The following is a 14,240-nucleotide window of genomic DNA, read 5'->3' as shown; positions in this document are numbered from 1 at the left end:
ATTATAAAACACATTTTATGAGCCAAGACGATAAAACCCTGTTAACCGCTATTGACACAAGGAGTTTAGTTGATAAAGTGGAAATGAATTTGGTAGATTTTTTTAAACGAAAAGCCCTGCAACCCGGCGATGTCATTCCGAAGGAAATAGAATTGGCCAACGCGATGGGTGTCAGCCGTACCGTCATCCGGGAATCGTTGAACCGTTTAAAAACGATGGGAATGATCGAATCCAAAAAACACATCGGAACAGTGATCACCAGTCCGGATATCTCTTCACTCCTCGAAAAATCGATGATTCCCCACATCCTCGACAACAGCACGCTGAAGGATATCTTTGAACTCCGGCTCGTCCTCGAAATCGGCATGGGAGATTTGATTTTCAGGCACATTAAAGCCAACGACATCAAAGAATTGGAGGAAATTGTTGATCAGGAGCCTGAATTCAGCGAAGATATTCTTTTTGATATCAGCCACGAGATTACCTTTCATGGCAAGCTGTACGAAATCACCGGGAACAAGACGCTGAAGAATTTTCAGAAACTGTTGCTACCCGTATTTAACTATGTATACGACAGTGGATTGATACACAAAAATGTTAGCAATAAAAGGTATGTTTCTCACAAAGGGATTGTCAACATCTTAAAAAACGGTTCTCCTGATGAATTCCGTGTAGCCATGAGAAAACACCTGGAGAACCATTTTCAACGGATACTGACCCTTGAGCAGCACGGGACCAGACAAACCGAATAAGGCAGAATTGTTTTACGCTTTCGCGAAGCGCTGTTGATTCCGGCAAATAATGCCCCCGTAATAGGCAATAACGAGGAAGGCCATAGCCGGAACCCAATAAGCCAGTTTGATGCTTCCTGACTGATCGGAAACAATTCCCTGTATCTGAGTGAGAACAGCTGCCCCGGCAATGGCCATTACCATTCCGGCCCCTCCCATTTTTGTGTCGTTGCCCAAACCGGCAATTCCCAATCCGTAGATCGTGGGAAACATCAGCGACATACAGCCTGAAATTCCGATCAACGCATAAACCCCGATCCAGCCGCTGGCATAAATAACCACCAGGCTGCAAACAACTGCAACCAGCGCGAGGCCGGTCAGCAACAGGCGCGGTTTGATAAATTTCATCAGGCCCGTACTGATAAAACGAACCATGACAAACAGAATCAGGGAGATGATATAATAAGTAGCTCCCGCCTGCTCCGGTGTCCGGGGAAGTAAGGCATCGAGTCCCATCCATTCAAACAAATTATAAAAACCTGCGGCCAATGGTTCGAGATTACGCAAACCGATAATAATTTCGCCGGATGAGGCGTCTTTTCCCAAACGGGCGACCACATCTTCAAGCTGCAGTTGCTGCATGACGTACCGGATGATAAACGACCACACAGCTATTTGAGCGCCCACATAAAAGAACTGGGCGACTACACCCCACACATAATTCTTATTCTTTTTCAGCCGCTTGAGTGTGCCTTTAAAATCAAGATTTTTATCATCCTCCCTCAGTTTGGGCATCCGGGTAAAATAAATCGCGATAAGCAGGCCAACAATGACGACACCTACAGCTATATAGGCCATGGTGACGGCATTTAGCTCGGCCCCCTGTATTTTGATTAACTCTTCTGCCGGAAGGGCTGCCCGGTCGGCTGCGCTCATGGTATTTAACTGCGAAAGGATAAAAACCTGACTAACGACCACTCCGGTTATCGCTCCAAACGGGTTAAACGATTGGGCAAAGTTTAACCGCTGCGTGGCCGTCTCTTCGGGCCCGATTGCACAAACATATGAGTTGGCTGAAGTTTCAAGAATGGAAAGTCCGGCAAAAAGAACCAGGATCGCCAGCAAAAACATCAAAAAACTGATGTTGATATTCCAGCCGGCAATCAGCATCGCGGGATAAAACAGGAATGTGCCCAGCGCATACATGCCCAGTCCCAGCATTACCCCCGCTTTGTATGTGAAACGTTTGATAAATAAAGCAGCCGGAATAGCAAAACAACCGTAACCAAACAGGTAACAGGCAACCTGAATCCAGGCAGTTTTGGAATCGGAGAGGCTCATAATCCGTTTAAATGCCGCCAGCATCGTATCGGTCAGGTTATTGGGCAAGGCCCAGGCAAAGAACAGCGAAGTCAGCAAAATGAAGGCCAGAACAATTCCTTTGGGTATAATGGGTTTCTTTTCCATAAAAGACTATTTGAATTTGGACTCAATCTCTGAAAGATCCAGCTTAAACAAGCTGCTCACCACTCGGGCCAGTTGTGCTTTTTCGCCCTGAATGTGTACAAGCCGCTGGCTGTGCGTCAGCGACTCGCCCGGCGACAGCGCTGCCGCCGGCGAGGATGTTTCTATCTCATAAAATGGCCCCATAACCGATCCGTCGTCCACCGGCCCGTCGTTATACGAATTGATCACATCGCCGGCGTAGGGATCATCCTGCCTGCCCCAGTTTGAATTTACGTACTCCCCTGGTTCTTCGGGCAATGTACACCAGAGCAGCGTAAGAATGTTTTTCTCCGAATCGTAACTTCCGCATAATTCTTTGGCTCTTCCCGGCGGCAAACCGATTTTACTCCGGTAATTACCGTCGATCTTAAAATAAACGGTTCCCTTTTCAACAATCAACCGGTCTGAAGGAACTTTTCCGAAATATTCATCATTCACAATCACTCCGTTGCCCGCTTCATTATAAGGAATAAAAACCGTAGTGGACGGAGAAGGATTGAACATACACAACAACCAGACCGACAGCAAACCGTTTTCTTTTACCCACGGATTATTCCCCGTATTTGTGATGGTATTATCGGTCTGATAAGCAACAAGATCAAGATCTTTTTCGGGCAGGTAGACACGAAATACCGCCGATAATTCGTCCCTGCCGATAAGCGATACTTTCCGGGTAATGTTAAGGTGAAACCCAGTGCCCGAGGCATTCTTAAGCAAAGTATTCTTCTCAAAAACAACATGCCGGGAATCGAGTTCCGTCACGGCAAAGGGTTCGGTATCGAGCACCGGAGGAACACGCCAGTTTTTAAATACCTGTTCCTCCCCTTCTTTAAAATAGATTGAAAACGGGCCTCCTTCCGGGCCGATCCAAAACCGTTCTTCACCGCCCACCGGGTTAAACTGCCTGCTTTGGACGCCGGAGCGAATCAAGTCATAATTAATCCAGCCGAAACTGGCGCCTTCTTTTCCGTTTGCCGACGAAGTCATTACCCGTCCCTGGTACTCAGGTATTAGCAATAGGCTGGCTTTTGCCTGCTCATCTTTCAGTTCAATGGTTTCGATCTGATGTGTTTCGAAAAATGCAAGATCGTAACCATAGGTGCCCGGAAGGTATTCGTCCTGATTTTCTTCCGCTTTGGGTGATTTTTTGCCTCCAGGCGTGCAGGCAAGCGCCAAAACCAGCAGCATAAGGAAAGCAGAAAGGTTCATCCTGTTGAGTTTATTGTGGCTCATCCGAACTTGTCTTCGTTAATTAACCTCCAGTTCTTCCCACGACGGTAATTTGGGAAATTTCGCATGGGGCTCTGTCTGATACCAGAATGCGACCGACGAGATATCCGATTTCTGCGGCAGGTACCTTCCCCCGTGACGCCAGCCCAAATCCTGAATGGTAATTCTCAAATCTTTTTTAAACCGGACCGGATCGAGGATGTGCCAGCGGTATAAGCCGAAACGCTGTTGCGACTTATAGGTTCCGTCGGGCCTGATGACCTGGTGAAGACCTGCATAAGGGGTACAAAATTCTTTATATTGACCGTCCCGGTCGAAATTGTAGGAACCACAGAAATAATCCTCGGTGCCGGTACCGCAAATCGTTGGGAATTGTTTATCGCCGTCGATAAAAAACTTGATTTCGCCTTCGCCCCACCAGCCATTGTTATTGACGCCCCAGGCCATGTAAACGCCTACAAAATGGCCTTGTCCCTTCAGGTTGTCAACAATCGTATAATCGGAGGTAACATTCGGGTTTGCCCGCCGGTATTGGGCATGAAAATAAGCGGCATCGTTCGGCACATCAGTAAGCGTATAATCAACCTGGTAGTACAGGCGCATTTCATCCTGATCGTTAATATTTTCCATGGTAATCCGGCATTTCTTCCTAAACGGCATGGGCCAGTAACAGTTAAAAGCGCTTCCCGGGTTGACACAAACCGCCAGCGAACTCAGGGGCGCATACACATTCCAGCCCATCGCAAAGAAATCGCCAACCGGACACTCCACGGACGGTTCTTTCTCATCGTCCCAGTAGAATCTGATAATGGAAAATTTCCAGTTTCCGGTAGGGGTCATCCAAATGTGCTGGATGGCTCCGGGGCCGTCAATCTCGGCCAATGTATAAGTCTCACCCGGTTTAATGATAATGAAGGGGTTCACTTTCCAGCCCTGCCCCAGATCACGGGCAGCATGAGAGGCATTGGCAACATTGCGCTGATCTTTGTCTTCGATCTTCGCCATACCCCCCTTCCCTTTTTCACCTGCAAAATTTTCAGGGCTGATGGAGCGTGTTTCGGCATTCGAAAGCCGGTATAAATTACCCATATTCAATTCCAGCCCGTTGAAGCCCGGCTGTGAGAAAACGTCAAATGCCATGAAGCAGATGATCACTAAAAATCCGAATCTTTTCATGATGTATTTATTTTAGTTTAATTGGTTATTCATTTTACTCAAAAAATTCAGCCACACGATGTGCGGAGGACCAACTGATGTTTTAATATCAGCTTTACGGCTTCGCCGGCGCCTTTCATTTGATTCACAAGAACCCGAACAGCCTGTTGCCCCATTTCTTCCAGGGGCTGCTGAATATAGGTAACCGGAGGATCAAAAAAATCGAACGCCTCATTGCCATCGAATCCAACAATGGCCAAATCATCAGGCACTTTAACCTTATATTTTTTCAGTGCATACAAACCCGCCAGCGATAAGGCATTGGTGGCAAAAATTAAGGCATCTGTTTCATTTTCCAGAGAAACTCGCCGAATAACACCTTCCATCTCGTCGTTCATCGAATGATAGCTCACTTCTTCGACGCAGATAAAATCTTCCAGTCCATGATCGGTCATCGACCGGACATAGCCCCTTATGCGTTCCTCCATATGCACCAACGAACTCCGGTAAACAATCAGGCGAATGCGTTTATGGCCTTTGGACACCAGGTGTGTAACCGAATCGCCAACGGCATTAAAGTTATCCAGTATCACATAATTTGTTTCCAATTCCCGGATGAAGCGATCGATCAAAACAAGCGGTATGTTCTTCTGCCGAAGTGATTTTACCTGTTCATCACATCCTTCCGACGGTACCATGATCAGACCATCGACCTGCCGGTTTAAAAAGGTATCGAGCAAAGAGTCTGATTTAGAACAACTCTCATCCGAACTTCCAAAAATGACGGTATAATTGAACCTAATGGCTTCGTCTTCAATGATTCGTGCCAAATGCCCAAAAAACGGGTTGGCAATATCGGCTACAATCAATCCAATCGTACTGGTAGCCCCTTTTCGTAAACTCCGGGCAATCTGGTTCGGCTTATAATTCAATTCGCTGGCCGCCTGTTTAATCTGCCTGACAACATCTGCCCCAACGCGTTTTTCCTTCTCCAGACCATTTAAAACATACGACACCGCCGCTGTTGACACACCGACCTTGTTGGCAATATCTTTTAATGATACTTTTTTTGACATCTCCGGTTTAATTGTGCCAATAAATATATGCTTAATCGTTTAATCAATTTAAAAATGACTGCTGTTTTACAGCAGAAGATGATTCGGCGTAAAACAACAAAAGGCTGTCCGAAATATTCGCAACAGCCTTTTGTGACTCCAAATTTATTTTTTTGTCTAAAAACCCAGTTTTTTCCGGATGTGTTTCGGGATGGCGTCTTTATGGACCATAATACTCATGGTTTTGTATTTCACGTAGGGTTTTGACGCATAAAAATTACCTCCGTAATCGTTGTAATCGCCCCACGAGTTTTTCACCTTATAATACAGGTTACCGTTCTGATCTTTTGCCGTGCCGAAAATCAGCATTCCGTGATCGTCGGTGGTTTGATAATTATCAAAATCAATCTGCCTCATTTCCTGGGTAATCAGTTTTTCTTTACCCGGCTTATTCAGGGAGTAGAGCTGTTCTTCTTTCTCTTTTTCCGAAAGTTTTTCCCACTTTGTTATCTCGGCATCAGACATTTCAGTTTTATCAAGCTCGGGAACAACAGCCACGCCATGTTTGGATGTGCTGAACCCTTTTTCGCTGACATCGGCAGCCCAGGCAACGGTATAACCGCTCGCTACCGAAAAGTCAATAATTTCCTCCAGTTCGTCCATCGGAACATTGTAAACTTCATCCCACATCCAGTTATCGGGCACTTCAATAATAAATTTGGTATAAAACGGATGATGTGTATAGGAACTGACTTCTACGTAATCGTCCATATTCAGGCCGACATAATCGCGGGCAAAGCTGACGGGCGTATATTCCTTCCCTGCATAGGTGAATTTTTCAGGAAGCTTTCCTAAATATGAATCCAGGGTCCTGCGAATCACCGTTTCCCAGGAAGAACTCAGTTTCTTATTCCGGTTTTCAACAATGGCTTTCACCTGTTCTTCGAGCACACGATCCATCTCGCCGTGTACATGTTTTTCTTCGCCGTAATTTAATCCGGCATAAGCCGATTCGGGCACAATCCCGTATTTTCTGATCATGTTGGTTACATCGTGAAAAGCGCCACCTGCTGAGAAATTCAGCTTGCCATGCAAACGAACTGTTTTAATGGCCTTTTCATCATAGGTGTGCCACACGATAAACATTTCCGATAAATCCACTTCGGGTTTACCCAACCTCAGCATTTCCGCTTCCAAAAAGCTGAGGCCCGAAAACGACCAGCAAGTTCCCGACCGGTACTGATCTTTAACGGATGTCACCGGCAACACATTGATGTCGGTAAACTGAAAGCCTTCTTCGGCCTGAACAGCTTCATTCTGTGCAAATACAAACGTGTTTAATAACACGGCAAACACTGTAAACAGTGCAACTTTTCCAAAATTCTTCATCTTCCCTTTATTAATATTCCCTTCGGGCGTCCAAGATAATCATATTTTATTAACAGGACGCGCCTGATTTTAACAGAAAACTAAGCTGGAATTAATCTGTACAACATATTCCTGATCAGTTTCCAGTATGGGTATTCAAAAGTCAATAAGATTACACCCGGATTCCGGTTTAATTGATTTTTTCTCCGTTCACGGTCAGGTTGATCAGGGTCAGTCCGTCAAAAAGGTCTTTTCGCAATTCCCCGTTTTCGGCCACGATGTTTACATTTTCGAAGGTGAAATTTTTCAGGATGTCGTCTTCAGAAACGTCCAGATCGGCAAAAATCTGACAGTTCAGATCAATATTCCGGAACACCACCTGTTCTGACTGTGATAAAGGCATGCTTTCGCGTCCCTGCAAATCGAAAAACTGGCGCCACGGTTTGGCATAAATCAAACGCTGAGCCTGACCGGTGATATTTTCAACCAGGATGTATTCGTAATGCTGCGGCGTATCAGGCCTCATCTTCAGCCACAAGACCCGGGAAGGACCATCAACCGAACAATTCCGGACAATGATGTTGCGATCGTGGATCGATTCGCTGCCGCAGGTGACTGCCGAATGACAAAAACCAAATTCACAATTTTGTATGATGATATTGATATTCGGCCCATTAGTCGGATCGGTATCCGCCCACGGCCCCTTCCCTCCCTTTAAGGCAATGGCATCATCATTTACCGACAGGTAACAACCGTCAACCAATACGTCAGTGCAAGCGTCCAGATCAATGGCATCGGTGCTTGGAGCCTTCACCGGCTCAGCCGGAGAAAAGATATGCAAATCAAGCAGTTTCACCTGATTACATTTATACAGATGGGTGGTCCAGAACCCGGAATTCAGCAGCTTCACATCCTGCAACTGAACATGATTACTGTTTTGGATGAAAATGAGCCGGGGACGGGATACTTCCAGGTTGGTACATTGCGGATTCTCGGCCCTCCGTTGCCAAAAAGCCTCCCAGTATTTCAAGCCGTTTCCGTCGATAGTCCCTTTTCCCGAAATGGTAAAACCGTCGACCCCATAAGCATTTACCACCGCCGGAAAATAATCAATGCTCTGTCCTTCCATCCGCGACGGCATCAAGTGAAAATTTGCAATATCATCCGATCCCAGCAAAACCCCGCCTTCCTGTACATGCAAATGTGTTCCGGGCTTAAAAAACAATGCGCCGGTTAAAAAACGCCCTTCCGGGATAATAATAACTCCTCCGCCCTGGCTGGCTGCGTCGTCGATTGCCCGCTGTATGGCTTCGGTATTCAGTGTCTGCCCGTCGCCTACCGCCCCATAGCCGGTTACAGCGAGTTGCACACCCAGCGTATCGGGATCAACCTTATCTGTATTGCTGAACCAGGCCGGAATTTCAGTTCCGTCCGGGAAATATTCCACCTGCCTTTTTTCAGCCGTACGGCACGACATCATCTGAAAAAACAGGCTGATTATACCCAAAATTGTCGTCAACTTTTTCATATCAAACTGCTAATTGGTTTCGTTCTGTTATAAGTCCATTTTAGAAGAACAAAAATCGGTTTTAACTGAAATTAAAAGGGGTAGATTTGTACGCAACAGACCTGTCAAATTGTTTTTTTGAAGAAAAGCTGAGTACTAGTGTTCAGACGCGGGTTTACTCAGATCTTTTAGTTTCAAGTTCCAAGTTTCAAGTTCCAAGTTTCAAGTTTCAAGTTTCAAGCTACAAGCCCTTTGCCCCATGCTCCATGCTCCATGCTGCAATGACCAATTATCCAATAACCAATGACCGATCCCTGAAAAAGTCGCAGTTTTACTTTGGCACTTTGGCACTCAGGCACTTTTTTATCCCGTCACGCGAAAGGATTCGCGCGTTAAAGGGGGTTAAGAAATTGGCTGCATTTTCCGCCCTTGCCTTCCACGGTGCCTTCTAAAGGCTGGAAGACCGGCTTCCAACACGTGGAAGGGTGTGTGCCCTTATAAGGGAAAACAGGTTTCCATTATAAGGGAAGCAGCTTTGCTGTTACAGCCCCCCGCTGGCGCCGATTTGTAATCGGTGTCTTGCCCATTAAGGCATAGTTTAATTGAACCTTGCAGCTTGCTACTCGCAGTAGAACCGCGACTGAATACTGGCACAGAAATGCCTGGCGGTCCATGTTTCTTGATTTTTGCAAATGTGTTAATTTTTTGGTAAAGTTAAAAATGAACTTGTTCCTGGATTATTGGTTATTTTTGTGGCTCAAATTAGAATGAAACATATGAATTTAGACATTGACCCCAAAGCGAGGGGCTTGATTTTTGACCTGGATGGCACCATCTCGGATACCATGCCGATTCACTATATCGCCTGGCGAAATGCTTCGGCCAAATACGGGATCGACTTTACGGTAGAACTATTTGAAAAACTGGCGGGAATCCCGCTTTACGCAACAGTTGAAAAGCTGAACGAGTTGTTTAACAAGGATATCGACCCCAAAGAAATGGGCGATGAGAAAGAGCTGGAGTATGAAAATAACATGCACAAGGCGCTTCCTATTGAACCGGTTGTTGAGATTATTAAAAAATACCACGGTAAAATACCGATGGCTGTTGGCACGGGCGGATTGAGGCGGCTGGCAAAAAAGTCACTGGAATTGATCGGATTGGATCAATACCTGGATATCATTGTGGCTTCAGAAGACGTTAAAAACTATAAACCACATCCCGAAACCTTTTTGCGTTGCGCCGAATTAATGGGTGTGGAGCCAACTGTCTGCCAGGTGTTTGAGGATGGCATACTGGGAATCCAGGCTGCCCGGACCGCTGGTATGATGGTGGTTGATGTTACCAAATATTACGAGGTTACAACCGGTAAATAATTTTTAAAAGCGTGAATACAAAAATCTTTTTCTTTCTCATCGTCTGGCTTGTTTCTGTTTCCTGTACCCCCTGGGCCGACCGGAAACAGGCCTCTGTGGTCTTTTATAATGTAGAAAACTTATTCGACACCATCGACGATCCGCATGTAAATGACAACGAGTTTTTGCCGGATAGCAAAAAAGAATGGACAACGGAACGTTATCAGAAAAAGCTGAACGATATTGCAAAAGTCCTTACCGGCATCAACCCGGCAGACCTGCCCGAAGTAATCGGGCTCTGTGAGGTTGAAAACCTGCTTGTTTTGCAGGACCTGGTCAATACCCCGGCTATGGCGAAAGGAAAATACCGTATTGTACATCACGACAGCCGGGATACGCGCGGAATTGACGTGGCCCTGCTCTACCGCCCTGCCGAATTTAAACTGGTTTCGTCGGAAGCAATCGAGCTGGACGCCGGCTTCAGGACCCGTGACATTTTACATGTTTATGGAAAACTCGGCGCCGACGAGATCCATTTTTTTGTCAATCACTGGCCGTCGCGGGTGGGTGGCGCCGAAGAATCGGAACCCAGAAGAATTGCTGCTGCGCAGGTTTTGAAGAATAAGGTGGACGAACTGATGGCTCAAAATCCTTCATCAAAAATTATTATTATGGGCGACATGAACGATGAACCGGACAACCATAGTTTATTGCAAACCCTGGGGGCCAAAGCGCCGGGAGACGGAGGAAGCCTGACAAACCTGATGTTCCCCTTGTACGGACAAAACCAGGGATCGTACAAATACCGGGGCGACTGGAATATGCTGGACCACCTGATCGTAACCAACCCTTTGCTGGATGGAAACGGTTTTGTGACCATCGTTCCCGGAAATATTTACCAGGACGAATGGATGCTGTATGTAAACCGAAACGGTGAAATTTCGCCAAACCGGACTTACAGCGGGTCTACTTACACCGGCGGAGTTTCCGATCATTTCCCGGTTTACCTGAAATTAAGCCGTTAAACGTAGTCAATGGAATTTAAAGTCGTTGCACCGTATCAGCCTATGGGCGATCAGCCCGACGCCATTCAGCAACTGGCTGAAGGAATTGAACAGGGAATCCGGTTTCAAACCTTACTGGGCGTAACCGGTTCGGGTAAAACCTTTACCATGGCCAATGTAATTGAGAAGGTGCAGCGTCCGGCTTTAATTCTGAGCCATAACAAAACACTGGCCGCCCAGCTGTATGGAGAAATGAAGCAGTTTTTCCCGAATAACGCCGTCGAATACTTCGTTTCGTATTACGACTACTACCAACCCGAAGCCTATATCCCCACTACTGACACCTACATTGAAAAGGATTTATCGATCAACCAGGATATTGAAAAGCTGCGGCTGAGCACGACCTCTGCCTTACTGTCGGGGCGGCGGGACGTAGTCGTGGTGTCATCAGTGTCCTGTTTGTATGGTATTGGTAACCCGCAGGATTTTCACGCCAATGTTACCGAAGTGAAAACCGGGCAGGTGATCAACCGGAATCAGCTGCTGCACAGGCTGGTTGATGCCCTGTATTCGAGAAATGAGATTGATTTTCAGCGCGGAAACTTCCGGGTAAAAGGCGACACAATCGATATTTTTCTGGCCTATGCCGATTCGGCCTTACGGGTGGTTTTCTGGGGAGACGAAATTGAGGAGATTTTCAGCTTCGACCCGGTTGACGGGCAAATCATCGAGAAGTTGGACCAGGCAACCATTTACCCGGCCAATATTTTTGTCACCACGAAAGAACGCATGCAGGCGTCTATCCGGCAAATCCAGGACGATCTGGTAAAACAGATTGAATTTTTCCGTGAAATCGGGAAACCACTGGAAGCAAAGCGCATTGAAGAACGTGTGGAATACGATATCGAAATGATGCGTGAACTGGGTTATTGCCCCGGAATAGAAAACTATTCGCGTTATTTCGACGGCCGCGAAGCCGGGACCCGCCCGTTTTGCCTGCTGGATTATTTTCCGGATGATTTTCTCATTATTCTGGACGAAAGCCACGTTACCATACCGCAGATACGGGCCATGTACGGGGGCGACCATTCGCGGAAGGTTAACCTGGTGGAATATGGCTTCCGTTTACCGGCTGCCATTGATAACCGGCCGCTCAAATTCGAGGAATTTGAGAACATGGTTCACCAGGCGCTGTTCGTGAGCGCCACACCTGCCGACTATGAGTTGGAAAAATCGGAAGGGATCGTGGTTGAGCAAATCATCCGGCCAACGGGTTTGCTCGATCCGGTGATTGAGGTCCGTCCGTCGACTAACCAAATTGACGACCTGATGCACGAGATCAACCTGCGCGTACAAAAAAACGAACGGGTTTTAGTGACCACCCTCACCAAACGGATGTCTGAAGAGCTGAGCAAATACCTGGCCAACATGGGAATTAAAACGCGTTACATCCACTCCGATATCGACACCATGGAACGCATTGAAATCATGGAAGATTTGCGAAAAGGGACTTTCGACGTCCTGGTCGGCATCAACCTGCTGCGCGAAGGACTGGACTTGCCGGAAGTATCGCTGGTGGCCATTATTGATGCCGATAAGGAAGGTTTTCTGCGTTCGGAACGTTCGCTGACCCAAACAGCAGGCCGTGCCGCCCGGAACCTGAACGGAATGGTTATCATGTATGCCGATAAGATTACGAATTCGATGCAGCGAACCATCGATTCAACCAACTACCGTCGAGAAAAACAGTTGAAATTCAACCAGGAAAATGGCATTACGCCCAGGGCCATTGTAAAACCTACCCGCGAGATTATCGGTTACGAATACCGCAGCAACAAGGCAGCGGAATACAAAAATGGCGACGACCGCCCCGACATTGCTGCCGATCCGGTTGTTCAGTACATGAATGCAGCGGCCCTTGAAAAAGCCATTGCCAAAACCAGGAAAGAGATGGAAGCTGCCGCCAAAGAGCTTGATTTTATTGAAGCGGCCCGCCTGCGTGACGAAATGTACCGTTTGCAGGAAATCCTGAAAAAGAAAATATCCGGTTAAATCACCGCCGGTCAGGCAAAAGTCATTGGGCATTAGTCATTGGGGGCCATATATCCTTCCTGTTTTTCCGGCCCTGTAGGGGCAAAAGACGGGCAGCACTTTCAGCTTTATTTTACCAAAAACTTCAGACAAACCGGGCTGGGAACTTCCGTCAGTTTTCCGGTAAAACTGAGCATACCTGTGTCGTGATTGATTGCAAAGAGACTGATGTTATGGCTGCGCTGGTTGGCAACGAGCAGAAAATCACCGTCGGGAGATAATACAAAGTTGCGGGGCCAGTTACCCTGCACCTCTTCGTGTTGGATCAGCTCAATGGTCCCGCTTTCCTGTTCGCGCTTGAAAACAGCAATGGAATTATGTCCGCGGTTGGAACAATAAACAAACCGGCCATCGTTGGAAACATGAAGATCGGCCCCGTAACTGGCCTCGCTGTAATTTAGCGGAAGGCTCGATACCGTTTGAATTTCGTGGTAGTGATCCGCATCCTTATGAAGTACGGTGACCGTAGAAGCCATTTCATTCATCACATAAATAAACCGGCCGTCGGGCGAAAAATCGAAATGTCGCGGTCCTGCGCCGGGAGCCATGCTCACCGGCCCCTGACCGGCAGGAACATACGAACGACCATCGCCTGCCAACTCGTACAGATCGATCCGGTCAGTGCCAAGATCGGCCGAAATCAGGGTACTGCCGTCATAGGTGAACAGGGCCGAATGGGCATGCGGCCCTTTTTGCCTGGCGCTGTCGGGCCCGGAGCCGGTATGCCGGATCAACTGTTTTACCGGGTTTAGACCACCGTCGTTGCGCACATCGTAAATGCTCAAACTTCCGCTGGTATAATTGGATGCGACCACTGTTTTCCCGTCGGGCGAAACCGCCACATGACATGGATGATTACCCAGGGTGGCTTCCTGATTAATTTTGACCAGTTCGCCGGACTCCCCGATCCGGTAGGCAGTTACCGAACCGCTGTCCAACTGATCAAAATCGTGGATTTCGCTTACGGCATACAAATAACGTCCATCCGGACTGATTTCAAGAAATGACGGATTGCTTTTATTCGGCATGGTGTTTTTTAAGGTCAATTTCCCCGACAAAGGTTCATAATGATAGCCATAAATGCCTTCGCTGTTTTCGACCGAATAAGTCCCGACATACAGTAAGTATTCTTTTTTTGAAGGCGAACACGACAAAATCAGGACCATCGTAACAGCTGTAACCAATTTACTCATACATATTAAGTTTAAGATTGCTGAGATAATTAAAACCAAAAGATC

At 47.0% G+C, this 14,240-nt stretch carries 11 protein-coding genes; 4 read left to right on the top strand and 7 right to left on the bottom strand.

Annotated elements, in window-relative coordinates; translation table 11 throughout:
* Nucleotides 1-17: 17 nt before the first annotated feature.
* Complete coding sequence (locus tag ACOIT5_RS16670; protein ID WP_423127291.1) at nucleotides 18-752, top strand: FadR/GntR family transcriptional regulator; 735 nt, start codon at nucleotides 18-20, stop codon at nucleotides 750-752.
* 12 nt (nucleotides 753-764) lie between these two features.
* Here the strand turns inward: ACOIT5_RS16670 and fucP are convergent, their stop codons facing one another.
* From fucP to ACOIT5_RS16640, 6 genes are all read right to left on the bottom strand, one after another.
* On the bottom strand, nucleotides 765-2,198 hold the full coding sequence (gene fucP / locus ACOIT5_RS16665) for an L-fucose:H+ symporter permease (protein ID WP_423127290.1): 1,434 nt from the start codon (nucleotides 2,196-2,198) through the stop codon (nucleotides 765-767).
* Nucleotides 2,199-2,204: 6 nt separating this feature from the next.
* On the bottom strand, nucleotides 2,205-3,446 hold the full coding sequence (locus ACOIT5_RS16660; RefSeq protein WP_423127289.1) for a DUF6786 family protein: 1,242 nt from the start codon (nucleotides 3,444-3,446) through the stop codon (nucleotides 2,205-2,207).
* A 39-nt stretch (nucleotides 3,447-3,485) separates the two neighbouring features.
* A complete protein-coding gene (locus tag ACOIT5_RS16655; protein ID WP_423127288.1) occupies nucleotides 3,486-4,643 on the bottom strand; it encodes a glycoside hydrolase family 172 protein in 1,158 nt (385 codons plus the stop codon).
* A gap of 47 nt (nucleotides 4,644-4,690) precedes the next feature.
* Complete coding sequence (locus ACOIT5_RS16650; protein WP_423127287.1) at nucleotides 4,691-5,698, bottom strand: LacI family DNA-binding transcriptional regulator; 1,008 nt, start codon at nucleotides 5,696-5,698, stop codon at nucleotides 4,691-4,693.
* Between the two features lie 156 nt (nucleotides 5,699-5,854).
* Nucleotides 5,855-7,066 carry an aminopeptidase C gene (locus tag ACOIT5_RS16645; RefSeq protein WP_423127286.1) on the bottom strand — a complete coding sequence of 404 codons (1,212 nt, stop codon included), beginning with the start codon at nucleotides 7,064-7,066 and terminating at the stop codon, nucleotides 5,855-5,857.
* Nucleotides 7,067-7,235: 169 nt separating this feature from the next.
* Entirely contained in the window at nucleotides 7,236-8,573 is a 1,338-nt protein-coding gene (locus ACOIT5_RS16640) for a rhamnogalacturonidase (RefSeq protein WP_423127285.1), read from the bottom strand.
* 755 nt (nucleotides 8,574-9,328) lie between these two features.
* On the opposite strand from ACOIT5_RS16640, the gene ACOIT5_RS16635 reads away from it, so the two are divergent.
* Genes ACOIT5_RS16635 through uvrB form a run of 3 tightly spaced genes read left to right on the top strand, consistent with a single transcriptional unit; the run spans nucleotide 9,329 to nucleotide 12,963 of the window.
* Complete coding sequence (locus tag ACOIT5_RS16635) at nucleotides 9,329-9,928, top strand: HAD family hydrolase (RefSeq protein WP_423127284.1); 600 nt, start codon at nucleotides 9,329-9,331, stop codon at nucleotides 9,926-9,928.
* Nucleotides 9,929-9,939: 11 nt separating this feature from the next.
* Nucleotides 9,940-10,932, top strand: a complete 993-nt coding sequence (locus tag ACOIT5_RS16630; RefSeq protein WP_423127283.1) for an endonuclease/exonuclease/phosphatase family protein — start codon at nucleotides 9,940-9,942, stop codon at nucleotides 10,930-10,932.
* A gap of 9 nt (nucleotides 10,933-10,941) precedes the next feature.
* The gene (gene uvrB / locus ACOIT5_RS16625) at nucleotides 10,942-12,963 is read left to right on the top strand and encodes an excinuclease ABC subunit UvrB (protein WP_423127282.1); all 2,022 of its coding nucleotides are present in this window, start codon (nucleotides 10,942-10,944) and stop codon (nucleotides 12,961-12,963) included.
* Nucleotides 12,964-13,070: 107 nt separating this feature from the next.
* Here uvrB and ACOIT5_RS16620 read toward each other — a convergent pair whose 3' ends face one another.
* A complete protein-coding gene (locus ACOIT5_RS16620) occupies nucleotides 13,071-14,195 on the bottom strand; it encodes a lactonase family protein (RefSeq protein WP_423127281.1) in 1,125 nt (374 codons plus the stop codon).
* Between the last annotated feature and the right edge of the window lie 45 nt (nucleotides 14,196-14,240).

This window comes from Gaoshiqia hydrogeniformans, assembly GCF_049347105.1.
Classification (GTDB): Bacteria; Bacteroidota; Bacteroidia; order Bacteroidales; family Prolixibacteraceae; genus Gaoshiqia; species Gaoshiqia hydrogeniformans.
The sequence above is the reverse complement of the archived record's forward strand: the minus strand, read 5'-3'. Positions and strand labels throughout refer to the sequence as shown.